This window comes from Streptomyces sp. NPDC096136 (genome assembly GCF_044763325.1).
Classification (GTDB): domain Bacteria; phylum Actinomycetota; class Actinomycetes; order Streptomycetales; family Streptomycetaceae; genus Streptomyces.
Genome location: NZ_JBIWFZ010000009.1, coordinates 1 through 23,299, shown reverse-complemented (window position 1 = coordinate 23,299; position 23,299 = coordinate 1). Strand labels below are relative to the sequence as shown.

Sequence of the window (23,299 nt, the reverse complement as noted above, 5' to 3'; positions counted from 1 at the left end):
TGATGTCGATGCATCGGCCGTCGGGCTGCCCCAGCTGTGCGGAGCCCCTGGAAGAGGGTGACCGTTTCTGCGGGGTGTGCGGTTACGCCCTCTCCGCCCCGCCCCCTCCGCCGGACCACGCGCCGACCCTGCCCGACCGGGCGCCGGGCGAGGGCTTCGGCGCCGGCCGGGCGGCGGGCGGGGCACCGGGTGCCGCCCTCGGGACGGCAGGCGTCCCCGCAGCCGGGCGCGCGTCCGGCGGCCCGGCGGGCGGCGGCAACCCGGCGGCCCCCTGCGGCCCCGGCCGCGCGGGCGATCCCGACCCAGCCCCGGGCTTCGGCGGCCCGACCGGGTCCGCGTACGCGGCGCGCGTCCCGGCTCCGGCGACCGGCGGGCCCGTCGGCGTGCCGGGCCCCGGCGCCCGGGCGGGCACCCCGGCCCACGGCGCACCGGCGGGCGGGTACTCCGGCGCCCCCGCGCGGCAGGCCGGGCCGGGCTTCGGCTCGGCCGTCGGGGTCCCCGCACCCGGCTGGGAGGGCACGCCCGTGGCCCCGGGATCCGCGTCCGCCGACGACACCCCCTGGGGCGCCCCGGCGGCCGGGTCCGAGGCCCGGGGCGGCCCCCACGGCCCGGCCGGAAGCACCGCGCCCGCAGCGGCGTACGGCGCCACCCCGCAGGGCGCCCGGCACGAGACCCCGTACGACGGCACCCCCCAAGGCGACCCGCACCAAGCCCCGTACGCCACCGCCCCGGAGGGCGACCGGCACGAAGCCCCGTACGGCGGCACCCCGCAGGGCGACCGGCGCGAGACCCCGTACGACGGCATCCCCCAAGGCGACCCGCACCAAGCCCCGTACGCCACCCCCCAAGGCAACCGGCGCGAAGCCCCGTACGGCACCACCCCCCAAGGCGACCCGCACGAAACCCCGTACGGCACCGCGCAGCACGACCCGCACGGAGCCCCGTACGGCACCCCCCACGGCGACCGGCGCCCGGCCCCGTCCGGCGGCGCCCCCCGTGCGGAGGCGCATCCGGACGCCCATGACGCCCCGCAACCGGACCCCGACGGTGCCGCCGCGCAGAGGACCCCGCACGAGGACCCGTACGGCGGCGCCCCGCAGGGGACCCCGCCCGAGGGCGCCCGCACCGGCACCCCGCAGGGCAGCGGCGGCGGCCGGACCTGTGTGGCCTGCCGCGCCGGGTACGTGGACACCGACGGGTACTGCGAGCACTGCGGCCACGCCCAGCCGCGCGAGCGGGACCACCTGGAGGAAGAGCTCTGCAGCGTGGCCGCCGTCAGCGACCGGGGCCTGCGCCACCACCGCAACGAGGACTCCTTCGCGGTGGCGGCCACGGCCCTGCCCGACGGATCGGCCGCCACCGTCGCCATCGTCTGCGACGGCGTCTCCTCCGCCAGCCGCCCCGACGACGCGTCGGCCGCCGCCGCCGGCGCCGCCAGCGAGGCACTGCTCGACGCGCTGCCCCGGGGCGCGCACCCGGCGGAGGCCATGCACGAGGCGATCCTCACGGCGGGCGCCGCCGTGAGCGCCCTCGCCCCGCAGCCCCCCGGCGCGCAGAACGCCCCCGCCTGCACCCTGGTCGGCGCCGTCGTCTGCGGCGGCCTGCTGACCATCGGCTGGGTCGGCGACAGCCGCGCCTACTGGATCCCCGACGACCGCACCACCCTCCCCCGCCGACTGACCGAGGACGACTCCTGGGCCGCCCAGATGGTCGCGGCGGGCCTGATGGGCGAGGCCGAGGCCTACGCCGACGTCCGGGCCCACGCCATCACCGGCTGGCTCGGCGCCGACGCGTACGAGCTCGACCCGCACACCGCCAGCTTCAGACCCGACCACCCCGGTGTGGTCGTCGTCTGCACCGACGGCCTGTGGAACTACGCCGAGTCCGCGGCCGACATGGCCCGGATCCTTCCGCCGGACGCCGCCGACCGCCCCCTGCACTGCGCACAGGTGCTGGTCGGGCACGCCCTCGACGGGGGCGGGCACGACAACATCACCGTCGCCGTCGTCCCGTTCGCGCCCCCCGCTGCGGAACAGGAGGCGGAGCACGAAGCGGAACCCGAACGCGGCCCGGAACCGGAAGCCGCGGCGGAAGCGGGCCCGGGGGCCGCGGCCGAGCGGCCGCGCCCGCCGGCCTGAGCCCGCGCCACCGCCCGAGCCGCGCCACGGGCGCCGGTCCGCCCGCCCCGACAGCCCCCGAGGAGTCACCCCGATGGCGAACTTCGCCAAGCCGCGCGCCCCGCGCTTCAGCGTGGAGGTGTACCAGAACGAGTTCCTCCCCGAGGGCGGGCGGGACGTGCACGCCATCGTGACGGTCACCTCCACCGGCGGCGCCACCGCCACCTCCGCGCGGGCGCTCGGCCGGGACGCGGCCGTCGTGATCATGGTCGACTGCTCCGGCTCGATGGAGTACCCGCCGGAGAAGATGCGCGGCGCCCGCGAGGCCACCGCCGCCGCGATCGACACCCTGCGCGACGGCACGGCCTTCGCCGTGATCGCCGGGACCCACGAGGCCCGCGAGGTCTACCCCGGCCAGGGCCTCCTCGCCACCGCCGACCCGGCCACCCGCGCCGGGGCCAAGGAGGCCCTGCGCGGCCTGAGCGCCGGCGGCGGTACCGCCATCGGCACCTGGCTGCGGCTGGCCGACGGCCTGCTGCGCCGGTCCCGGGCCTCCATCCGGCACGGCATCCTGCTCACCGACGGCCGCAACGAGCACGAGGACCCGGCCGCGCTGCGCGCCGTCCTCGACGCCTGCGCGGGCCGCTTCACCTGCGACGCGCGCGGGGTGGGCACCGACTGGGAGGTCAAGGAGGTGACGGGGATCGCGAGCGCCCTGCTCGGCTCCGCCGACATCGTCGCCGATCCGGCCCACCTCGCCGAGGACTTCACGCTCATGATGGAGAAGGCCATGGGCAAGGAGGTCGCGGACGTCGCGCTGCGCGTCTGGACCCCGGTCGGGGCGGAGATCCGGTACGTCAAGCAGGTCTCGCCGTCCGTCCAGGACCTCACGGGCCGCCGTACCGAGGCGGGCCCCCGCGCCGGGGACTACCCGACGGGCTCCTGGGGCGACGAGTCCCGCGACTACCACGTGTGCGTACGGGTGCCGGACGCCTCGGTGGGCCAGGAGATGCTGGCCGCCCGCGCCTCGCTCGTCCTGCCGGGCCCGGACGGCGAGCCGCGGCCCCCGCTCGCCCAGGGGCTGGTCCGGGCGGTGTGGACGAACGACCTCGCCGCGTCGACCGCGATCAGTCCGCAGGTGGCGCACTACACGGGACAGGCGGAGCTCGCGCAGGCTATCCAACAGGGCCTGGAGGCCCGCAAAATGGGCGATGTCGACGGCGCCACGGCCAAACTCGGGCGTGCCGTGCAGTTGGCGAGCGTCTCCGGGAACGCCGACACCGCCAGGCTGCTGGCCAAGGTGGTGGATGTGGTGGACGCGGCGGCGGGTACTGTGCGCCTGAAAGCCAAGGTCGCCGATGCCGACGAGATGACCCTTGAAACGCGTTCGACACAGACCGTCCGAGTGAAGAAGACCTGACAAGAAGCCTGCCGCGATGCCGCAGGGAGAAGGGGGAAGCGCCGCGATGCCGACCTGCCCGAACGGGCACCAGTCCGCCTCCGACGACTGGTGCGAGGTCTGCGGCCACCGTATGGCCGCCCCGACGAGCCCCCCTCCGGCGCCCTCCTACGGCTACGGCTTCCCTCCCACCACCGGTGAGCCGACCGCCCAGGCGGAGCTGTGCCCGCAGTGCCGGACGCCGCGCGAGGCCATGGCCCCGTTCTGCGAGGAGTGCCGGTACAACTTCCTGACGCGGGCGGCGACCCCGTACACCCCGCCGCCCGTCCCGGACGCGGCCCCGGCCGGTACGGGTGCGCAGCCCGTCGCGGGCCCGGCAGGCGCCGGGACCCCGCCGCCCCCGCCGCCGCTCCCCCCGCAGCCGGTGTACTCCCAGGACCACTTCGACTACCAGGGCTCCCGGCCCTCCCGGGTCAACCGGCCGGCCGAGCCGCTCCAGGCCGAGGACGACTGGCTGCTGCCGCCGCCCGCCGCCCCGGAGCCGCCCGCCCCGCCGGTGGCGGCACCGGCCCCGCCGCCCGCTCCGCCCGAGTACGCCCCGTCGGAGCCCGCCGCCCGGCCCGACTACCCGCCGCACCCCGTCCCGGAGCAGCAGGTCAGCACCTCCTGGACGGCGACGATCGGCCCCGACCGCGCGTACTTCATGGCGATGATGCGGCGCAGCGGCCCCGAGGCGGCCGGGCTCAACCTGCCCGCCTACTCCCCGGAGCTGCACCTTCCGCTCTCGGGCGGCCAGATCACCATCGGCCGGCGCCGCGCCTCGACGGGCGAGTCCCCGGACGTCGACCTCTCGGTGCCGCCGGAGGACCCGGGCGTCTCGCACAGCCACGCGGTGCTCGTGCAGCAGCCGGACCTCACCTGGGCCGTGGTGGACCAGAACTCGACCAACGGCACCACCGTCAACATGGGCGAGGAGCCGATCCAGCCCTACGTCCCGGTCCCCCTCGCCGACGGCGACCGGGTCCACCTGGGCGCCTGGACCACCATCACCATCCGGCGCGGCTGAGCGGTCGGCCGGCTAGCCCTCCGCCGTTCCGGCGGCCTCCCCCAGGGGCCACACGTAGGGTCCCTGGGGGTCGTCGAGCCAGGCCCACTGCCCCTCGCGGGTGACCGTGACGCCGAACCGCTCGCGCGGCGGTCTGCCCTCGCCGCGCCACAGGTCCAGCGCCTCCCGGGGGCGCAGTACGCCCGCGGTCAGGATCAGCAGGAACTGGAGGCGCTCGTTCTCCACCAGCTCGTACGGGACCCCGTGCAGCGGCCCTCCGGCGCCGGGCGGCGGCGGCCCGGCCGTGGCCCCGCGCAGCGGGACGAAGTAGGCGGAGGTGTGCAGGAAGCGGCCCTCCGCGAAGTCGGCGTCGTGGACCGTGAGCGCGATCAGCCCGGTCGACAGGGGGGCCAGGATCCGCGCCCCAGGCCGGCACTGGCCGAGCCAGGCGTGCGGGATCAGCGGCAGGGTGCAGGTCACCAGGATCCGGTCGAAGGGGGCGCGGGAGGGGCAGCCGCGCGCCCCGTCGCCGGTGACGACGGCGGGCCGGTAGCCCAGCAGCGCCAGGTGCGCCCGCGCCGACTCGGTGATCTCCTCGTCCAGGTCCACGGTGGTGACGTGCTCCTCGCCGAGCCGGTGGCAGAGCAGGGCGGCGTTGTAGCCGGTGCCCGCGCCGATCTCCAGCACGTCGTCCCCGTCGCGGACGTCGAGGGCCTCCAGCATCCTCGCCATCAGGGAGGGCTGGCTGCTGGAGGAGAGCAGCTCGCCGTCGCGCAGCCGGGTCGCGAGCGGGCCGTCGGTGTAGACCCCGCGCAGCCAGCGGGCCCGGCGCTCGGGGTCCGGGTCCTCGGCCCACAGCCGCTCGTGGCCGGCGCCGCGGCCGGTCCAGAAGTACGGCACGAAGAGGTGCCGGGGCACGGCCGCGAAGGCGGCCCGCCAGGCCGGGTCCTCCAGCGCCCCGGCGGCCGTGAGCTCGCGCACCTGGGCGGCGTGCGCGATCTCCCGCAGATCGCGAGCCGGCTCCTGGGGTTCCCGCGCGGTGTGTGCGGTGTGTGCCGCGTGCGCGCGCCTGCCTCCCGTGCCCATGTCTCCACTGTGCGGCGGGCGGCCGCCTCGTGCGAGCCCTCCGCCGCCGCAGAGCGGTCCTAGGACCGGGGTCCTCCGTCCGGGCGTCTGAGACGATGGTCGGGTGAATGACGATCCGCAGAGCAACGTCCAGGAGACCACCTTCTTCGAGCAGGTGGGCGGCGAGGCGACCTTCCGTCGCCTGGTCCACCGCTTCTACCAGGGTGTCGCGGAAGACCCGCTGCTGCGTCCGATGTACCCGGAGGGGGACCTCGGGCCCGCCGAGGAGCGGTTCGCGCTGTTCCTGATGCAGTACTGGGGCGGCCCGGGCACGTACAGCGAGAACCGCGGGCACCCGCGCCTGCGCATGCGGCACGCCCCGTTCCAGGTGGACTCGGCGGCGCACGACGCGTGGCTGAAGCACATGCGGGAGGCGCTGGACGAGCTGGGCCTGGCACCGGAGCACGAGGCGCAGCTGTGGCGGTACCTGACCTACGCGGCCGCCTCGATGATCAACACGGCGGGCTAGCCGGCCCGCGGGGCGGGGCGCCCGCGGCCCCGGGAGGGGCTGCGGGGCCTCAGAGCGGTCGGACCTGGAGGGCGCCGAGGCCACCGCCGCCGGGGCCGGGCGTCCGGGTCGCGACCGATCCGTACGGGGTGCTCAGCCGGAGCCACCCGCCGGAGGCGAACAGCGCCACGGGGGCGGGCGCGCCGGGGGCGCCCGCGGACGCGGGGGCCGGCACGGTGGCGCGGACGGGCCGCAGGAAGCCCAGGGACTGGGCGGCGTGCGCGGCGCGCAGCGGGAGCTCGGTGTCGCCGAGCGTCCGCGACCAGATCTCGCGGCCGATGCGGTCGCGCTCGGAGCGGGTCCGGTGCTGCGGGGGCAGGGCCTCGTCCCGGGCCCGGAACTCGGCGACGGCAGCGGCCAGGACCGCCCGCACCGCCTCTGGGCGGGGCAGTCCGGGCACGGGCCGCCAGCCGCCCTGGGGCGGCAGGACGCCCGTCCAGGGCGGGCCGGTGACGGCGCCCGGCACCCGGGCCCCGGCGCCGGTCTCGTCGACGGACTCCAGCAGCTCGCCCGCGGACACGGTGACGTCCAGCGGCGTCGCGAGGGGCGCGGCGAGGCGCACCGCGCGGACGGCCAGGACCTCGAAGGACGGGGGCCGCCCGAAGACGGCGAGCGCGCCGCCGCCCGCCCGCGCCTGCAGGCGGACCGCGGCGGCGCGGTCGTAGTGCACCAGCCGGCCCAGGAAGGCGGCGAGGTCCGCCGCCTCCCCGGAGTCGGCGAAGTGCAGCTGATCGGTCATGCCGCGAGGCGCCCTTCCGCGCCGCCGGGGCGTCCGGTGACACGGCCGACGGGCTCCTCCAGGTACTCCTGGAGGAAGACCCGCTCCTCGTCGGTGATGCGGCGGGGCCGCCCCTCGGCGAGGTTGTAGGGCACGACGACCGTCTCGGCCCGGACGTAGACCGTCTCGGGCGCGTCCTCGGTCGCCTCGTCCTTGACCTCGTAGCGGATGGTCAGGGACGCGGCGCCTATCCGGGTGACCCAGGACTCGATCAGCACCGGCTCGTGCCGGTGCACGAGGGGCAGCTTGTAGTCGATCTCGTGACGGGCCACGACGGAGCCGCCCGTGAAGGACTCACTGCCCTCCCCCGGCGCCAGGCGGAACATGAAGTCGATGCGCGCCTCCTCCAGGTAGCGGAGGAAGACCACGTTGTTGACGTGCCCGAAGGCGTCCATGTCCGCCCAGCGGAGGGGGCACCGGTAGTGGTGTCTGGCCATGTGCGCGACCTAGCCCCGGGTGAGCTTCTTGTAGGTGGCGCGGTGCGGACGGGTGGCGTCCGGGCCGAGCCGCTCGACCTTGTTCTTCTCGTAGGACTCGAAGTTGCCCTCGAACCAGAACCACTTCGAGTCGCCCTCGTACGCCAGGATGTGCGTGGCGACGCGGTCCAGGAACCAGCGGTCGTGGGAGACGACCACGGCCGCACCGGGGAACTCCAGCAGCGCGTTCTCCAGCGAGCCCAGGGTCTCGACGTCGAGGTCGTTGGTGGGCTCGTCGAGGAGCAGCAGGTTGCCGCCCTGCTTGAGGGTGAGCGCGAGGTTCAGGCGGTTGCGCTCACCGCCGGAGAGCACGCCGGCCGGCTTCTGCTGGTCCGGGCCCTTGAACCCGAAGGCGCTGACGTACGCGCGGGACGGCATCTCGACGTTGCCGACGTTGATGTAGTCCAGCTCGTCCGACACGACCGCCCAGAGGGTCTTCTTGGGGTCGATGTTGGCGCGGCCCTGGTCGACGTAGGAGATCTTGACGGTCTCGCCGACCTTGATGTCGCCGGAGTCCGGGGTCTCCAGGCCCTGGATCATCTTGAACAGCGTGGTCTTGCCCGCGCCGTTCGGACCGATGACGCCGACGATGCCGTTGCGCGGCAGCGTGAAGGACAGGTCGTCGATGAGGACCTTGTCACCGAAGGCCTTGGTGAGGTTGTTGACCTCGACGACGATCGAGCCCAGGCGCGGGCCCGGCGGGATCTGGATCTCCTCGAAGTCCAGCTTCCGCATCTTGTCGGCCTCGGCCGCCATCTCCTCGTAGCGCGCGAGACGGGCCTTGGACTTGGCCTGACGGCCCTTGGCGTTGGAGCGGACCCACTCCAGCTCTTCCTTGAGGCGCTTGGCGCGCTTCTCGTCCTTCTTGCCCTCGACCTTGAGGCGCTCGGCCTTCTTCTCCAGGTAGGTGGAGTAGTTGCCCTCGTAGGGGTGCGCGCGGCCGCGGTCGAGTTCGAGGATCCACTCGGCGACGTTGTCGAGGAAGTAGCGGTCGTGGGTGACGGCCACGACGGCGCCCTTGTACTGGGCCAGGTGCTGCTCCAGCCAGTTCACGGACTCGGCGTCGAGGTGGTTGGTGGGCTCGTCGAGGAGCAGCAGGTCGGGGGCCTCCAGCAACAGCTTGCAGAGGGCCACGCGGCGCTTCTCACCACCGGAGAGGTTGGTGACGGGCCAGTCGCCGGGCGGGCAGCCCAGGGCGTCCATGGCCTGCTCCAGCTGGGCGTCGAGGTCCCACGCGTTGGCGTGGTCCAGGTCGTCCTGGAGCTTGCCCATCTCCTCCATCAGCTCGTCGGTGTAGTTCGTCGCCATTTCCTCGGCGATCGCGTTGAACCGGTTGAGCTTGGTCTTGATCTCGCCGACGCCGTCCTCGACGTTCTCGAGGACCGTCTTGGACTCGTCGAGCTTGGGCTCCTGCATGAGGATGCCGACCGTGTAGCCGGGCGACAGGAAGGCGTCGCCGTTGGACGGCTGCTCGATGCCCGCCATGATCTTCAGAACGGTGGACTTGCCGGCGCCGTTCGGGCCGACCACGCCGATCTTCGCTCCGGGCAGGAAGTTCAGGAAGACGTCGTCGAGGATCACCTTGTCGCCGTGCGCCTTGCGCGTCTTGCGCATGGTGTAGATGAACTCAGCCAAGAGAAACCGTCCGGCAGATCGATGGGTGGGCAGATACACCCCATACTGCCGTACGTCCATCCCCTGGGGGAAACGCGAATGGTCAGGGCCCTGATCTGGGCCCGGCTCCCCCGGGGAGGGAATTCCCCCGCGGGCGGCGCGCACGGGCGGCAGGATGGCGCCAGGTCACGGTCCCGACGCACCCACCGGAGGAAGCAGCGGCAATGGAGAGCACCCTGATCGCGCTCGCCGGTACGACGGTCGCCGTGGCGGGGACCCTCCTCGCCCCGGTCCTGTCGCAGCGCCTGCTGTCACGGGCGCAGTCGGACCAGTTCGAGCGGCAGGAGCGGGCGGCCGACGCCCAGTGGGCGCGCGAGCGGCGCGTCGCCGAGCTGGACAAGCGGCGCGCGTGCTACGTGGCGGCGAACTCCGACTACCGGCGGTACCGGGTCGAGCTGATGAACCACCTGTGGCGGGTCCACAAGGGGGAGGTCACCCCGGAGGCGCGGGCGGCGCTGGAGGACGCGCGGCACTCGATGCACGCCTCCTTCGCCGAGGCCCAGATGGCCTCCTCCGACACCGTCCTGGCCGAGCTGGACTCCATGGCGCAGACCCTCGCCCACGCGTACGACCGGGTCATGCGCCTGCACGAGGGCGTCCCCAGGGCGGACGGGACGTTCGAGGAGATACGGGTGATGCTGCTGCGGGCGAACGACCAGTGGATGGGGATGCGGACCGCCATGCGGGCGGACCTGGGGGTGGATCCGGGCCCGGCAGGGCCCTGAGGTCAGCGGGGGCGGTAGACGGGGAGGGCGTCGGGGAGGGTGTCGAGGACGAGGGCGGGCGGGGCCTGGGCGTATTCGCCGTCGTAGGCGAAGGGGGTGCCGGGCGGGATGTCGGAGACGTGCAGGCGGCGCACGCGGACGGCCACGTGGGCCGGTGAGCGGGTCAGCGGTCCGGCGAGGGCGGCGGCGAGGAGGCGGGGGCCGGGCCGGCCGCCGCCGTGGACGAGGCGCAGGTCGAGCAGGCCCTCGCCGAGGCCGTCGCGGCGGCGGGGGGTGGGGCCGGAGCCGTGGTAGGTGCCGTTGCCGGCGAAGAGCAGCCAGGCGCTCCGGGGCCGCCCGGCCAGCGTCAGCCGTACGGGGCGCTCGGCGCGCAGCACCCGCCAGGCGGCCGCGAGCGCGGCGGGCCCGCCCCCGATCCGCGGGGCCCAGCGCAGCCGGTGGCGCAGCAGCTCGGGGTAGACGCCGAAGCTGAAGGTGTTGAGGAAGTACCCGCCCTCCCCCCGACCGCCTCCCGTACCCCCGGCCGGCCCGCTCGGCCCGCTCCCGGCCCCCGGTCCGGAGTCCGCAGCCGCGCCGGCGGCCGGGGTGAAGCGGCCGACCGCCACACGGACCGCCTGGCCCTCGGCGACGGCCCGGCAGGTGTCCTCCGGGCCGACGAGGCCGAGGTCGAGGGCGAAGTGGTTCAGGGTGCCGCCCGGGAACACCGCCAGCGGCACCCCGGCCCGCAGGGCGGCGGTCGCGGCGGCGTTGACCGTGCCGTCGCCCCCGCACACCCCGAGCACGGCCGCCCGGTCCGCGGCCGCGGCCAGCTCCGCCTCCAGGGCGTCGCCCCCGCACTCCACGACCTCCGCCCGCGGCAGCCGCTCCCTCAGGACGTCGAGCACCTGGGCGCCGACCGTTCCCGCGCCGGTGTTCACCACCACCGTCAGCCCGGCCCCGTCGGGCAGCGCCGGCACCCCGGCCGCGGGCCGCTCGTCACCCGGGACGGCCCGCGCCTGCTGCACGCCCCGCGCGAGCCCGCGGACGGCGAACCCGGCCGCGACCCCGAGCAGCGCGCCCGCCGCCACGTCGGACGGATAGTGCACCCCGGTGTAGACGCGGGAGAAGGCCACCGACGCGGCCAGGGGTGCCACCACGGCCCCCCACGCCGGGGACTCCAGCGCCAGCCCGGCCGTGAAGGCGAAGGCCGAGGCGGAGTGACCGGACGGGAAGGAGGTGGTCCAGGGCGGCACGGCCGGCTGCCGCACCGGGGGCACCCCCTCCAGCAGGGGCCGGGGCCGCCGCACGGTCCACTTCCCGACGGTGTTGACGGTCGCGGAGGCCAGCGCGAGCGAGGCCGCCCCCCGCAGCGCCGCCTTGCGGGTGCGCGGCGTGCCGAGGGCGGTGAGCGCCACCGCGATCCCGCCCCACAGCACCCCGTGGTTCGCTGCCCGCCCGAGCGCGGGCAGCGCCCGCTCGGCCGCGGGCCAGTGCCGCCGGGCCACGGCGTCGAACAGCCGCCGGTCCCATTGCGCGGCGGTGCCCCGCCAGGTCAGTTGCTGATCCCGATCTGCCATTTCACGCCCTTACCCGGGCCCCGGCGGGATGAAGCACCCCACCGCTCGTTCAGCCCTCCCTCTCCCCCTCCTCCCCTTCCAACGGACGCCTGCGCACCATCAGGACCACCATTCCGCCCAGCACCACCAGCCCCACCGCCAGGGCGGCGATCACCGGGGTGGCGGCGGAGCTCCCGCTGACGGCCAGCCGCTCCTCCTCCGGAGACTGCGTCTCCGTGATGGCGTCGGGGGCCGGGGCCACCTCGGCGCTGCCCGCCAGCGTGCCCACCTTCCCGGCCGGTCCGGCGGGCGGCTGCGGCCAGACCGCCGTGGCGGTGGCGGCGGCCGCCGACTCGCTGGAGCCGGCCACGACCTGCGCCTCGGCCGGGATCCCGCTGGTGAAGACGCGCCCTACCGGCACCTTCGTCGAGCCCTGGACGATGACCGAGGCCGTCCCGTCCGGGGTGCCGGCGGGCACCTCGAAGTACAGCCGGCTGCCGTTGGCCGCGGAGCCCACGGGCTGCCCGTCGGCGTCGACCACCCGCACGCCCAGGGCCACGGCGGCCGCGTCGGGGGTGACGGTCACGCTCTGCGCCCCCGTGCGCACGGTCACCGGGCCGAGGCGGGTGCCGGCGGGCCCCGTCACCGTTCCGGTCACCCGGCCGGGGTCCAGCCCGAGCGAGGCCGGCGGCTCCGGCAGCCGGCCCGCCTCCCGCTGGAGGTAGTCGGCCAGCTTCTCGGCCGCCTGGTCGGTGGCCTCGACCTGGGCCCCGTCCGCGAGCCGCCAGATCGCCACCTGGGTCCCGGCGGCGGCGCTCTCGGCCGTCAGCGCCCCGGCTCCGGCCGCCTTCGCCAGTCCGGCCAGGTCGTTGTGCTGCGGGTAGGAGTGCTCCAGCACCCAGCGGATCCGGCCGCCGGCCTCGGTGTTCCCGGTGACGGGGATGCCGCCCCAGCCGCTCTCGGTGAACCGGGCCTGGGGCTGCGCGTTGCCGGCGACACCGACGCCGTACGTCTGGAGCATGCCGCCGCCGTTGACCCGCATCTCGTACAGCCCGGCGGGGATCTGCCGGACCGAGCCGTCCCCGGCGCGCAGGACCGCCTGGCCGTAGGTCTTCAGGCCGTCGAGCACGGCGCTCGCCCCTCCGGCCGCCGCGCTCGCCACCGCCGGGCCGGACTCGGCCCAGGCCCGGGCGCCCGGGGCGGCGGTGAGGGCCGCGGCCAGCAGGGCCACCGCCAGCGGCCGCCGCGCGGAGCCCCGCGCCGCGCCGCCCGCGGCGGCGGGAGCGGACCCGGCCCCGGCGGCACCCGCGCCGGAGCCGGGACGGGAGTCGGGAACGGGTCCCGCGGGAGCGCCGGAAGCGGCGTGCACGCCGGGAAGCGGAACCGCCGGTGCGGCGGCTCCGGCAGCCGCCGGGGCGGAGGCCGGTCCGTCCGTGGACGCGGTGTGGGACTCGAAGGACGCGCAGGACGCGGGAACAGCAATCGACACAGTCTTCCCCTTCGGGCCAAAGACCCAGGTGCCCGTGAGTACCGGGGAATCCTAGCCTCATCGAACACTCAGACCACCGCCGCCTTCTGAGGGCCCATCAGCGGGGTCTCCGTTTTGACCACCCTGCGGAAGGCCGCAGTTCCGCGGTTGAGGTCGTGTCCGACGGCGAAGGCGTCGATGTCCGCGGAGAACCAGCGGACCCCGTCGCCGTCCGGCGGCCCCTCCCGGACCCTCAACCTCCCGTGCACCACCAGTGGTTCCCCGACCGAGACGGAGCTGGCCAGGTTCACTGCCAGTACCCGTCGCGCCCACACGGTGTAGAAGCTGGTGGTGCCGTCCGTCCAGGCGTCGGTCCGCCGGTCGAGGTACCGCGGGGTCACCGCGAAACGGAACCTCGCCGACGGGCCGGTCGCCGTCTCCTTGAAGTCGATCTGCGTCGCCACGTGCCCCACCAGCGTCACCAGGGTGTCGTTCATCCCGGCCGCCCTCCCCGCGTTCCGTACGGCTCGCGCGGACCGTCCGCGCGAGGTACGACCATGCTGGCCCGGGCCCCCGACCCGCCGCTCCGGCCTGTGGACTACTGGCGGGTTGTGGACAACCTCGTCCCCCCTGCGGAGACGGTCGCGTACTGCTCCCGCACCTCCCGGTAGCGCAGCAGCTCCGCGGCCACCGGCTCCAGCACCCTGGCCCGCCCGCAGCCCGCCGCGGCCTGCCGCAGCCGCCGCTCGGCGTCCTGCCCGTACCGGCGGGCCGGCCCCCGGGCCGCGAGCGAACAGGCCCACTCCACCAGCGGCCCGCCGATGATGCCCGCCACCATGAACAGCACGGGCGGCAGCAGCCTCGGCTCCAGGACCCCGGCGATCTGCCCGACCAGCCACAGCCCGCCGAAGATCTGCACCAGCGTCATGGCGGCCTGGGCCAGTACCGCAGCCGGCCACCAGGCGGGCCGGGGCGGTTTCGTGCCGGGCACCGGGGCGGGGGCGCCGAGGGTCACCGCCAGCTCGTCCAGCGCCTCCGGCAGCCGGGCGGCCCCGCGTACGGCGGTCTCCCGCACGGCCTGCGCCCAGGGCTCGGGCAGTCCGACGACCGCCTCGTCCGCGACGGTCCGCACGGCCTGCTCCACCCGCTGGCGGGCGGTCACCTCCTCCTCGACCGGCGCGGGGGCCGCCGTCGAGGAGCGGCCGATCACCGCCAGGGCGGACAGCCCGGCCAGCGTGCGGGGGGCGCGCCGGTTCTCGTACCAGCGCCACAGCCGCAGCCAGGGGGTCCCGCAGGCCTTGCCGGCGTTGCGCCGCCAGGCCCGTTCGGCTGCGAGGCCGGCCGCGTACGCCCCGACCGCTTCGGCGAGCCGGTCCTCGAACTCGGCGCGCGCCGCCTCGCCGATCTCCGGCCCGGAGGGGCCGTTGGGCCCATCGGCGACGTACAGCGGGCGCAGGCGGGCGGCGGCCCGGTCGACGTCGGCGGCGATCCGCCGGGTCGCGGCGCCCTTCTCCTGGGTGAACTGTCCGAGGAGCTCGCGCAGTTCCCCGACCCCTTCACCCGTCAGGGCGGACAGCCCGAGGACGGTGGCACCGGGCTCGCCGTGCTCGCCGAGCGCGATGCCGTCCTCGTCCAGGAGTCGGCGCAGGTCGTCCAGGACGAGGTCGGCGGCCTCGCCGGGCAGCCGGTCGACCTGGTTCAGCACGACGAACGTCACCTCCGCGTGTCCGGCCAGCGGCCGCAGGTACCGCTCGTGCAGGACGGCGTCCGCGTACTTCTCCGGGTCCACGACCCAGACGACGGCGTCGACGAGCGCCAGCACGCGGTCGACGTGCTCGCGGTGCACGCCGAGCGCCGAGTCCAGGTCGGGCAGGTCGACGAGGACCATCCCGCGCAGGGCCTCGGCCTCGGGGGTCTCGCGAGGCCGGCGCCGCAGCCGTCCGGGGATCTCCAGCCGGTCCAGCAGTCCGGCGGCCCCGTCCGACCAGCTGCAGGCGATCGGCGCGGCGGTGGTCGGACGGCGCAGCCCGGTCTCGGAGATCTGCACTCCGGCGAGTGCGTTGAAGAGCGTGGACTTGCCGCTTCCGGTGGCTCCGGCGACGGCGACGACCGTGTGCTGCGCGGACAGGCCCCGGCGCGCGGCCGCCTCGTCGAGGACCCGGCCGGCCTCGGCGAGGGTCTTGCCGTCGAGGCGGGTGCGGGAGAGCCCGACCAGCTGGCGGAGTGCGTCGAGGCGGGTGCGCAGGGCCTGGGCCTCGGGGCTGAGCGGGGGTGCGGGGGACTTGCCGCCGTCGCTCCCGGCGCCGGAGACGGCGCGGACGAGGGCCTCCTCGCCCGCGTCCGGCTCCTCGTCGAGTTCCTCGGCCGGGAGTTCCTCCCCGGCGCCGCGCGAGCGGCCCCTGCCGAAGCCGCCCTTGCGGGTGGTCCGGTGGCGCGAGCGGGCGATGAACCCGTCGTCCCAGCGGTCGGCCGCGCGGTCGGCGGCCCGGTCGCCCGTACGGCCGTCCGGGGCGCCGTCCGGGTGGCCGGCGGCCGGTTCGGCGTTGCGGCGGGCGGCCCGGCCGCGGACGCGCACCCCGTCCCCGGCCTGGTCGCGGACGTGGTCGCGGTCTCCGGCCTGATCGCGGTCGGTCAAGGCGGTCACCCCGTCACCTCTCCTTCTGCAGTAGGGACAGCGCCGCGATCAGTTCGGCCTGTGGTTCCGGGGTCACTTCGAGCGCCTGGAGCGGTGCGAGCCGGCGGTCCCGTTCGGCGCGCAGGATCTGGTCGAGGTGGTCGCTGACCGCCTCCCCGCCCCGGTCGCGCAGGCGCACGGCGGCCTGGACGCCCATCCGCTCGGCGAGCTTCTCCCCCGCCGGACGGGCCCGTTTGCCGCCGAGGAGGGCGGCGACCAGGAGGGCGGCGATGCCGTCGGGGTCGGGCGCGGGCTGCTTGTCGAGCTTCGCGACCTCCTCCTCGGCGAGTTCCTCCAGCACGCGCCGCCAGCGCCGTACGGCCATGCCGATACGTTCCGCCGCCTCCCGGTCGGGCCCGGGCAGCGGTACCGCCCCGGCGGCCGGCTCGCGGCGCCAGACGTCGGCGATGCGCTCGTCGGCGGCGGCGACGGCGCACTGGAGCAGCGCCGCGAGGGATTCCGCGAGGGAGTCGAGCAGTTCGTCGGCACTGGTGTCGAGGGGGTAGCCGCGCCAGCGGGTGAGGGCGTCCCCGGCGAGGACGGCGCCGCTGTCGAGGCGGCCCTGCACCCGTTTGCCCTCCCTGCGGTACGCGTCCTCGACGGCCGAGGTCAGCCGGACGGCCGCGGCGTGCTGGGCGGCGACGGCGGAGGCGAGTTCCGGCATGCGGCGCCGGAGGGAGTCGAGGGCGCCGAGCGCGGTCCGGCCGACGGCGTACTGGCGGGCGGCGGGGTCCTGGACGTGGTGGCCGAGCCAGGCGAGCAGCGGTGCGACGGCGCTGGCCGGCAGCAGACCGCCGCCCCCGGCCGACTCGGGCAGCTCCGGCACCGTGAACCGCGGTACGTCGCCCAGTCCGGCCCGGTTGAGCAGGGCCCCGTACTGGCGCGAGACCTCGGCGAGCACCTGGTGCGGGACCCGGTCGAGGACGGTGATCAGGGTGGCGTTGTACTGCTTGGCGGTGCGCAGCAGGTGCCAGGGGATGGCGTCGGCGTACCGCGAGGCGGTGGTGACCATGACCCAGACGTCGGCGGCGCAGATCAGCTGGGCGGCGAGGGTCCGGTTCTCGACGACGAGGGAGTCGATGTCCGGGGCGTCGAGGAGGGCGAGTCCTCGCGGGAGGGTGGAGACGGTCTCGATCCGCAGTTCGCGGGTGGTGGGGCCGCGGTGCGCTCCGGGCGGGCGGCCCTTCCGTACGGGGAGCAGGTCGTCCTCGCCCTGGGGCGCCCACACGCGCATGAGGTCGGGGAGGATCCGCATCCCGGCGAACCAGTGGTGGTCGTCGGGGTGGCAGACGAGCACCGGGGTGCGGGTGGTGGGGCGCAGCACTCCGGCCTCGCTGACCTGGCGGCCGACGAGGGAGTTGACGAGGGTGGACTTACCGGCTCCGGTGGACCCGCCGACGACGGCGAGCATCGGCGCCTCGGGCGCCTTGAGCCGGGGGACGAGGTAGTCGTCGAGCTGCGCGAGCAGCTCGGCTCTGGTCTGGCGGGCGCGCGGGGCGCCGGGCAGGGGCAGCGGCAGACGCACGGACGCGACCCGGTCGCGCAGGGCGGACAGGGCATCGAGCAGCTGAGGCCGAACATCCAAGGTCACCACATGCGAAGAATGCCCAATTTGGGACCATTTTTGAAGCTTATACGCCCTCTGCGCGCCGACCGCGACTCCACGGGGACATCATGGACACGGAGGACGAGTGGGACGCAGGCATAACGAGTGCACAACACCCAGGCCGCCGCGGCGCAAAAGCGGTGCGAGAATCGCACCTGCCTGCGATTATCGGGACCGCTTCACCGAACCTCCACAACGTGGCACGCCAGCGAAGCAACCGGGACAAGGCAACCGGAGCCCTATCCTTGACCCGGCACGGACCGCAGTCCCACCCCCCTCAAGGGGCTCCAGGCCAACACGGTCACCACCGGCCCCCGTAGCTCAGCGGATAGAGCAGGCGCCTTCTAAGCGCTTGGCCGCAGGTTCGAGTCCTGCCGGGGGCACTCTTCCTCCTCCTCCCCGAGGGGCCCTGCGCGGGCGCCCCGGGGAACGCCGTCCACCACTGGCGGAAAATCACCCGACCGGATCCTTGCAGGCGCAAAACGGCCGTCGCCCGGACGGGCGGGCCGGCGCGCCGGGGCCGGACCGGGAGCGAAGGCCGCCGTCGGGGCGGGAGTTGACCGGGTCCGCTCCCACGACGCGGTCCGGGCACGGGTGTTCGTGCCCGCGGCGGGCCGACCGCACCGGGAACCACCCTCAGGTATGACTCCGTATGCGACTTGCGGCAGAGCCGAGGTTCGTACCGGGGAGGGACGCGCGAACGCCCACCGGCACGAACACTTGTAGGCATGAACCGCCGTCCGCTCGTGATCGCCGCCGCCATCGTGGGAGCCCTCGCCACCGCCGCCTTCGCCCTGCCCAACCTCCCGCCCAACCCGGTCAGCAACGCCCTCAACGACCGGTTCTTCAAGGAGAAGGGCCGGCACTTCGCCACCGCCGGCGTCGCCGAGGCGCACACCCGCGGGGACCGGACCCTCGCACTGCCCAGCTGGATGCCGAGGGACGCCACCGACATCCGCATACAGGCCCGCACCGACGGCAAGGCCCGGCTCATCCGGTTCACCCTCGGCAGGACGCCGCTCGACGGACCGCAGTGCGCCGCCGAGACCCCGAAGAAGGCGGGCGGCCCCCGGCTGGGCGCCCGCTGGTGGCCGCGCGACACCCGGGCCGAGGAGCGGCCCGAGTGCCGGGACCGCTACCAGTACCAGGTGTCGGTGCGCGGCAGGAAGGTCTACGCCTGGACCGACGGGACGCCCTCCCCGGGGTCGCGAATACCGCAGGGCGTCCCGGCCGTCCCCCAGCCGGGGGCCGTCCCGGCCGTACGCCGCTGACGGGTCAGTCCCGCGCGAGCGCCTCGGCCGCGGCCCGGGCGAAGCCTTCGGGGTTGTCGAGCATGATGTTGTGCCCGCACTGCGGTACGGGGACGACGGCGACCCCGGCGGCCTCCAGGTCCTCGGCCCCGGAAGGGGATCCGTCCGCCTCCGGGTGCAGGAAGCTGCGCGGGACCTCCAGCTCCAGCAGCAGCTCCCGCATGGTGGGCGTCGTGCCCGCGGCGAGGTTCACGGCACTGCGGTACAGGCCGGTGCGGCCGGCCAGCCGCATGGTCGACCACCAGTGGTCACCGACCCGGTCGCGGACCTCGGCCCAGCCGCCGGCCAGGAACTCCTCCTCCGTGTAGGAGGCGATGCCGCTGCTGCCCGCCGTGCCCGGTGCGGGCGGCGAGGGGTCCAGGTTGGCGTCGACCAGGACGAGGCGGGAGACCAGGTGCGGGTGCCTGGCGGCCAGCACGATGGCCACCGCGCCGCCCATGCTGTGGGCGATCACCTCGGCGGCGTCCACGCCGGCGGCGGCGAGTGCCCGCGCCACGGTGTCCGCGTGCGCCTCCAGGGTGTACGGGAACGTCTCGGGGCGGTCGCTGTGCCCGTGTCCGAGGAAGTCGAGCAGCAGCGAGCGCCGCCCGGCCAGCCGGGGGTGCACGGCGCTCGCCGCGAAGTAGGCGGGCGCGGTGGAGCCGAGCCCGTGCAGGTAGACGCGGGCCGGCTCCTCCCCCGGGAGCTCGACCCAACGGATCCGGTCGCCTTCCGGCGTCACGACGGCATGGTGCACGGTGTGTTTCCCCCTGAGTCGTCCACAGTTGATCGGGCACGAGGTTAACCGGGAGGCCAACTGCCCGGACTACTCTCGTGAGGTGATCGAGGAACTGAACCAACTCGGCGGGTCGGCACCCCGGCTCGGGGACCTGCCGACGGGCTCCAGCGCGGCGGTGTGGTCGCTGGACACCACGCGCGAGGTGATCGGCGGATACGACGCCGGCGGGGCGGCGGAGCTGCTGGACGCCGACGAGCGCAGGCGGGCGGCCCGGTTGCTGCGGCCCGGCGACCGGCGCACCTACCTGGCCTCGCACCTGGGGCTGCGGGTGCTGCTCGGCGGCTACCTGGGGACGGCGCCCGGGGAGGTGCGGTTCGTCCGGGAGGACTGCCCGAGCTGCGGCGGCCCGCACGGCCGGCCCGCGGTGGCCGGGGGCGGGGTGCACTTCTCGCTCTCCCACAGCGACGGCCTGGCGTACTTCGCCTTCGCCGGCGTACCGGTGGGCGTGGACGTCGAGGGGCTGCCGAGCGCGGGGGCGGTGGCCGACGTCCTGAGCAGCCTGCACCCGGCGGAGACGGCCGAGGTCACCGCCCTCCCGGAGGACGGGCGCCGGGCCGCGCTGGCCCGCGTCTGGTCCCGCAAGGAGGCCTTCCTCAAGGCCACCGGCACGGGCCTCGCCGAGGGCTTGGTCGAGCCCTACGTGGGCGCGGCCGCCGCCCCCGCCACGGTGCCGGGCTGGACCCTGCGCGACCTCCCGGCCCCACCCGGCTACGCCGCCGCCCTGGTCGTCCGCACACTCTGACGCCCGGACCACCCCGGCCACCGGGCCCGACGCCACACGGGCGGCGAGCGGGCACCATCCCGGCGGCGCCGCAGCCCCGCGCCGCCGCAGCCCCGCGACCCCGCCCCCACCGCCGGGCCCGACGCCACGCGGAGGGGGGCGGGCACCACCGCGGTGGCGCGCCCCCGCAGCCCCGCGCCGCGCCGCCGCAACCCCGCCCCCACCACCAGGCCCGACGCCACGCGGGCGGCGAGCAGGCACCACGGCGGCGCCGCAGCCCCGCGACCCCGCCCCCACCGCCGGGCCCGACGCCACGCGACCGTGGCGGCACGCCCCCGTGCCCCCCGCAGCCCCGCGCCCCGTGGTGCCGACTCGCCGCGCCCGTCCTGGCGGCGTGTCGTGCGGCCAGTCGGCGCACCCTCCGCGCGGGGCCGCGCGGGCGGGCCGAGCATCGGGCGCATGACCGCGATGACCACGCTCCTCCCGGCCGCCGCCCTGCTGGCGGCGGCCACCGTCCTGCCGCCGCACCCCGCCGCGCACGCCGACGGCGCCGACGCGCCCACCGCCCCGTACGTCGTCGTCCTCAAGGACGCCACCACCCGCGCCCCGGCCCGCGCCCTGGCCGCCGAGGCGGCTCGGGCGGGCGACCGGGTCGACGCGGTCTACGACACGGCCCTCGACGGCTTCGCCGTACGCACCACCGCGGCCCGCGCCGCGGCGCTCGCCGCCGACCCCCGCGTGGCCTCCGTCGAACCCGACACGGTGTACCGGATCTCCGACACCGCCGAGCGGATCCCCGACCGGCGGCCCGGCCGGCCCCCCGCCCCCGAGCGGCCCCCGGCCGCCGTCCCCGGGAACCAGCCGCAGGCGCCCTGGCACCTCGACCGCCTCGACCAGCGCACGCTGCCGCTCGACGGCTCGTACACGTACCCCGCCACCGGCGAGGGCGTCACGGTCTACGTGGTCGACACCGGGATCAACACCCTCCACCAGGAGTTCGGCGGCCGGGCCCGCAGCGGCTACAACGCGCTGTGGACCGAGGGCTCCGCCGACTGCAACGGCCACGGCACGCACGTCGCGGCGACCGTCGGCGGGGCCACCTACGGGGTCGCCAAGGGGGTCTCCCTCGTCGGGGTGAAGGTGGCCGACTGCCGGGGCGACGCACGGCTGTCGCACATCCTGCGCGGCCTCGACTGGATGGTGAAGGACGCCACGCGCGGCGGTCTGCCGCTGCGCCCCGCCGTCGCCAACATGAGCCTGGGCGGCTCCCGCAGCCACTCCATGGACGCGGCGGTCATCCGCGCCGCCGCCTACGGGATCACCGTCACCGTGGCCGCCGGCAACGAGGGCCGCGACGCCTGCTCGGGCTCCCCGTCCAACGTCCCGCAGGCCCTCACGGTCGCCGCCACCGATGCCGCCGACCACCACCCCTCCTTCTCCGACCACGGCCCCTGCGTGGACCTCTCGGCCCCGGGCGTGGCGGTCGTCTCCGCCTGGAAGGGCTCCACGACCGCGCTCGCGCGGGCCACCGGCACCTCCATGGCCGCCCCGCACGTCGCGGGCGCCGCAGCGCTGGTCCTGGCAGGCGGCACGGCCCACAGCCCCGAACAGGTCCGCGCGGCCCTGCTCCGGGACGCCGCCCCCGACCTGATCACCGGCCTGCCCGCCGGCACCCCGAGCCTCCTCCTCCAGGTCCCCTCGGCGGGCTGACCCGCCCCGCCCGGCCGGAAGCGCTTCACCGACCGGCCGGTATCCGATGTCCCATCAGACCGGGCCTGATGGGACATCAATGTCTGTGTGCTTCGGACCCGGGCAATCCATTGACTTCTCGACACCGCGACGCGTCAATGACGGCCATCCGCACCGGCTCGGCCTCCCCCACACAGCGGGTGGGGGGAGGGGTTCGTTCGCCATGACGAAGGAGTCGCGACCCAGTGAGTTCGAGAACCCTCAAACGAAGAGTGCTGGCCGGGGCGGGCGCCCTGTCCCTGGCCCTGACGGGCGGCGTCGTGGCCCTGACGGGACCGGCGCAGGCCGCGACCAAGACCACCCCCGTGCCCGTGAAGTGCGTCGCCCCGGCCCCGCAGCCGGGCGCCAACGGCACCCAGGACTACACGGTCACCGTCCCGGACACCGCCAAGGCGGGTGAGACCGTACCGATCACCATCGACCCGGGCGAGACGCCGGTCGTCCCGATGTTCACCATCGACACGGTCAACACCATCAAGGCGAAGCTGCTCGTCGGAGGGGTCGCCCAGACGGTCACCGGCCCCGCCGTCCCCAGCCACCAGGAAGCCGGCAAGAAGTCCGACCCGCCCGCCTTCTCCGGCACGGTCAAGATCCCGGACGGCAGCGAGGGCACCACGGTCCAGATCACCATCGACCAGGTGGTCACGGACGCCGATCTCGGCGGCACGGTCTACACCACGACCTGCACCCCGGACCCGCGCCCCAGCGGCGCCGTCGGCTCGATCGCCGTCGAGGCCCTGCCGAAGGACCCGGTCACCACCCGGCTGACGCCCAACAGCGGCAAGGCGGGCACCGCCGTCGTCGCCGCCGGAGCCAACTTCCCGGCCGGCCCCGTCACCTGCTCCGCCCTCCTCGCGGGCGCGGCCACCGGTGACACCGGCACCGGCACGGCCGACGCCTCCGGCGCCGCCACCTGCAACATCACCGTCACGAAGAAGGCCGACGCCATCAGGATCGACGGCTCGGTCCCACCGGCCAAGCCCTTCGTGTTCGTCGAGGAGCAGGCCGGCGTGAAGAACCCGGTGGACGTCGAGGTGCTGCCCGGGCCGCTGGCCCTCGGCCCGAAGGACGGCCAGCCCGCCGTCAGCTTCGGCTCGGTGACCATCAACGGCAAGGCCCAGTCGGTGTTCGGCGCGTTCAACGCCGCGACCGTCCAGGACTTCCGCGGCGGCACCCTCGGCTGGGACGTCACGGCGACCCGTACGCCGTTCCTGAACCAGACGACCGGCCACGCCATGGCCAAGGCGCAGATCGGCATCCAGCCGTCCTGCACCGTGACCAACCCGGACAGCCCCAGCACCTGCACCGCGGGCGCGCCCGGCGCGATCACGGAGACCCCGATGAAGGTCGCCTCGCAGGCGGCCGGCGGTGACGAGCTGACCGGCGGCGAGTTCGCCGTGGGCGGCGCGGCGATGCTCCAGCTGCCGCCGTTCATGTTCGCCGACACCTACCAGTCGGTCGTGACCTTCTCGATCGCCTGATCCCGCCACCGCAGCCCCGGGGTGGTGGGGGGCCCCCCCCCCCCCCCCCCCCCCCCCCCCCCCCCCCCCCCCCCCCCGGCCAAACCCCCCCCCCCCCCCCCCCCCCCCCGCCCGGCCCCCCCCCCCCCCC

At 75.7% G+C, this 23,299-nt stretch carries 19 protein-coding genes and 1 tRNA gene; 10 read left to right on the top strand and 10 right to left on the bottom strand.

The annotated features are described in order from the left end of the window. The first annotated feature begins 2 nt into the window (after positions 1-2). The 3 genes from ACIRBY_RS19960 (at position 3) to ACIRBY_RS19950 (ending at position 4,582) form a co-directional block, all read left to right on the top strand. Positions 3-2,138 (top strand): protein phosphatase 2C domain-containing protein, encoded by a 2,136-nt coding sequence (locus ACIRBY_RS19960; protein ID WP_403902080.1) that lies wholly within the window; start codon positions 3-5, stop codon positions 2,136-2,138. Positions 2,139-2,211: 73 nt separating this feature from the next. Continuing rightward, positions 2,212-3,537, top strand: a complete 1,326-nt coding sequence (locus tag ACIRBY_RS19955) for a VWA domain-containing protein (protein ID WP_403902079.1) — start codon at positions 2,212-2,214, stop codon at positions 3,535-3,537. Positions 3,538-3,553: 16 nt separating this feature from the next. Further along, positions 3,554-4,582 carry an FHA domain-containing protein gene (locus ACIRBY_RS19950; protein WP_403902077.1) on the top strand — a complete coding sequence of 343 codons (1,029 nt, stop codon included), beginning with the start codon at positions 3,554-3,556 and terminating at the stop codon, positions 4,580-4,582. A gap of 12 nt (positions 4,583-4,594) precedes the next feature. Here the strand turns inward: ACIRBY_RS19950 and ACIRBY_RS19945 are convergent, their stop codons facing one another. Further along, a complete protein-coding gene (locus tag ACIRBY_RS19945; RefSeq protein ID WP_403902076.1) occupies positions 4,595-5,647 on the bottom strand; it encodes a methyltransferase domain-containing protein in 1,053 nt (350 codons plus the stop codon). 103 nt (positions 5,648-5,750) lie between these two features. Here ACIRBY_RS19945 and ACIRBY_RS19940 point away from each other — a divergent pair, with 103 nt between their 5' ends. Further along, positions 5,751-6,155, top strand: coding sequence for a globin (locus ACIRBY_RS19940; protein ID WP_042818584.1), 405 nt, complete (start codon positions 5,751-5,753; stop codon positions 6,153-6,155). Between the two features lie 49 nt (positions 6,156-6,204). Here ACIRBY_RS19940 and ACIRBY_RS19935 read toward each other — a convergent pair whose 3' ends face one another. From ACIRBY_RS19935 to ettA, 3 genes are read right to left on the bottom strand one after another with little or no spacing between them, the layout of a single operon-like run. After that, positions 6,205-6,933, bottom strand: a complete 729-nt coding sequence (locus ACIRBY_RS19935; RefSeq protein ID WP_403902074.1) for a hypothetical protein — start codon at positions 6,931-6,933, stop codon at positions 6,205-6,207. Further along, positions 6,930-7,409, bottom strand: a complete 480-nt coding sequence (locus tag ACIRBY_RS19930) for a thioesterase family protein (RefSeq protein ID WP_366455983.1) — start codon at positions 7,407-7,409, stop codon at positions 6,930-6,932. The genes ACIRBY_RS19935 and ACIRBY_RS19930 overlap by 4 nt, the downstream gene beginning before the upstream one ends. 9 nt (positions 7,410-7,418) lie before the next feature. Further along, complete coding sequence (gene ettA / locus ACIRBY_RS19925; protein ID WP_366455982.1) at positions 7,419-9,083, bottom strand: energy-dependent translational throttle protein EttA; 1,665 nt, start codon at positions 9,081-9,083, stop codon at positions 7,419-7,421. Positions 9,084-9,286: 203 nt separating this feature from the next. On the opposite strand from ettA, the gene ACIRBY_RS19920 reads away from it, so the two are divergent. Continuing rightward, positions 9,287-9,847 (top strand): hypothetical protein, encoded by a 561-nt coding sequence (locus ACIRBY_RS19920; protein WP_403902072.1) that lies wholly within the window; start codon positions 9,287-9,289, stop codon positions 9,845-9,847. Positions 9,848-9,849: 2 nt separating this feature from the next. Here the strand turns inward: ACIRBY_RS19920 and ACIRBY_RS19915 are convergent, their stop codons facing one another. The 5 genes from ACIRBY_RS19915 to ACIRBY_RS19895 all read right to left on the bottom strand — a co-directional run bounded on the left by ACIRBY_RS19915 (position 9,850) and on the right by ACIRBY_RS19895 (position 17,118). Next, positions 9,850-11,403, bottom strand: a complete 1,554-nt coding sequence (locus ACIRBY_RS19915; RefSeq protein WP_403902071.1) for a bifunctional phosphatase PAP2/diacylglycerol kinase family protein — start codon at positions 11,401-11,403, stop codon at positions 9,850-9,852. Between the two features lie 49 nt (positions 11,404-11,452). Beyond that, a complete protein-coding gene (locus ACIRBY_RS19910) occupies positions 11,453-12,751 on the bottom strand; it encodes a TQXA domain-containing protein (RefSeq protein WP_403902069.1) in 1,299 nt (432 codons plus the stop codon). Positions 12,752-12,939: 188 nt separating this feature from the next. After that, positions 12,940-13,347, bottom strand: a complete 408-nt coding sequence (locus tag ACIRBY_RS19905) for a single-stranded DNA-binding protein (protein WP_403902067.1) — start codon at positions 13,345-13,347, stop codon at positions 12,940-12,942. Positions 13,348-13,448: 101 nt separating this feature from the next. Continuing rightward, complete coding sequence (locus ACIRBY_RS19900) at positions 13,449-15,494, bottom strand: GTPase (protein WP_403902065.1); 2,046 nt, start codon at positions 15,492-15,494, stop codon at positions 13,449-13,451. 4 nt (positions 15,495-15,498) lie between these two features. After that, on the bottom strand, positions 15,499-17,118 hold the full coding sequence (locus tag ACIRBY_RS19895; RefSeq protein WP_403902063.1) for a dynamin family protein: 1,620 nt from the start codon (positions 17,116-17,118) through the stop codon (positions 15,499-15,501). 322 nt (positions 17,119-17,440) lie between these two features. Between ACIRBY_RS19895 and ACIRBY_RS19890 the strand changes: the two genes are divergently transcribed. Then, positions 17,441-17,513 (top strand) — tRNA-Arg (locus ACIRBY_RS19890). Positions 17,514-17,858: 345 nt separating this feature from the next. After that, complete coding sequence (locus tag ACIRBY_RS19885; RefSeq protein ID WP_403902061.1) at positions 17,859-18,401, top strand: hypothetical protein; 543 nt, start codon at positions 17,859-17,861, stop codon at positions 18,399-18,401. 4 nt (positions 18,402-18,405) lie between these two features. Here ACIRBY_RS19885 and ACIRBY_RS19880 read toward each other — a convergent pair whose 3' ends face one another. Next, positions 18,406-19,176: an alpha/beta fold hydrolase gene (locus ACIRBY_RS19880; RefSeq protein WP_403902059.1), complete on the bottom strand. Its 771-nt coding sequence runs from the start codon at positions 19,174-19,176 to the stop codon at positions 18,406-18,408. Positions 19,177-19,258: 82 nt separating this feature from the next. Between ACIRBY_RS19880 and ACIRBY_RS19875 the strand changes: the two genes are divergently transcribed. The 3 genes from ACIRBY_RS19875 (at position 19,259) to ACIRBY_RS19865 (ending at position 23,169) form a co-directional block, all read left to right on the top strand. Further along, on the top strand, positions 19,259-19,960 hold the full coding sequence (locus ACIRBY_RS19875) for a 4'-phosphopantetheinyl transferase family protein (protein WP_403902057.1): 702 nt from the start codon (positions 19,259-19,261) through the stop codon (positions 19,958-19,960). A 438-nt stretch (positions 19,961-20,398) separates the two neighbouring features. Continuing rightward, positions 20,399-21,649, top strand: coding sequence for a S8 family peptidase (locus ACIRBY_RS19870; RefSeq protein WP_403902055.1), 1,251 nt, complete (start codon positions 20,399-20,401; stop codon positions 21,647-21,649). Between the two features lie 224 nt (positions 21,650-21,873). Further along, positions 21,874-23,169 carry a hypothetical protein gene (locus ACIRBY_RS19865; protein ID WP_403902053.1) on the top strand — a complete coding sequence of 432 codons (1,296 nt, stop codon included), beginning with the start codon at positions 21,874-21,876 and terminating at the stop codon, positions 23,167-23,169. Positions 23,170-23,299: the final 130 nt, after the last annotated feature.

What these genes read in the sequence shown, in the direction of transcription:
- ACIRBY_RS19960 (WP_403902080.1), top strand. Translation starts at nt 3, where the DNA reads ATGTCGATGCATCGGCCGTCGGGCTGCCCCAGCTGTGCGGAGCCCCTG.
- ACIRBY_RS19955 (WP_403902079.1), top strand. Translation starts at nt 2,212, where the DNA reads ATGGCGAACTTCGCCAAGCCGCGCGCCCCGCGCTTCAGCGTGGAGGTG.
- ACIRBY_RS19950 (WP_403902077.1), top strand. Translation starts at nt 3,554, where the DNA reads ATGCCGCAGGGAGAAGGGGGAAGCGCCGCGATGCCGACCTGCCCGAAC.
- ACIRBY_RS19945 (WP_403902076.1), bottom strand. Translation starts at nt 5,647, where the DNA reads ATGGGCACGGGAGGCAGGCGCGCGCACGCGGCACACACCGCACACACC.
- ACIRBY_RS19935 (WP_403902074.1), bottom strand. Translation starts at nt 6,933, where the DNA reads ATGACCGATCAGCTGCACTTCGCCGACTCCGGGGAGGCGGCGGACCTC.
- ACIRBY_RS19930 (WP_366455983.1), bottom strand. Translation starts at nt 7,409, where the DNA reads ATGGCCAGACACCACTACCGGTGCCCCCTCCGCTGGGCGGACATGGAC.
- ACIRBY_RS19920 (WP_403902072.1), top strand. Translation starts at nt 9,287, where the DNA reads ATGGAGAGCACCCTGATCGCGCTCGCCGGTACGACGGTCGCCGTGGCG.
- ACIRBY_RS19915 (WP_403902071.1), bottom strand. Translation starts at nt 11,403, where the DNA reads ATGGCAGATCGGGATCAGCAACTGACCTGGCGGGGCACCGCCGCGCAA.
- ACIRBY_RS19905 (WP_403902067.1), bottom strand. Translation starts at nt 13,347, where the DNA reads ATGAACGACACCCTGGTGACGCTGGTGGGGCACGTGGCGACGCAGATC.
- ACIRBY_RS19885 (WP_403902061.1), top strand. Translation starts at nt 17,859, where the DNA reads ATGAACCGCCGTCCGCTCGTGATCGCCGCCGCCATCGTGGGAGCCCTC.
- ACIRBY_RS19870 (WP_403902055.1), top strand. Translation starts at nt 20,399, where the DNA reads ATGACCGCGATGACCACGCTCCTCCCGGCCGCCGCCCTGCTGGCGGCG.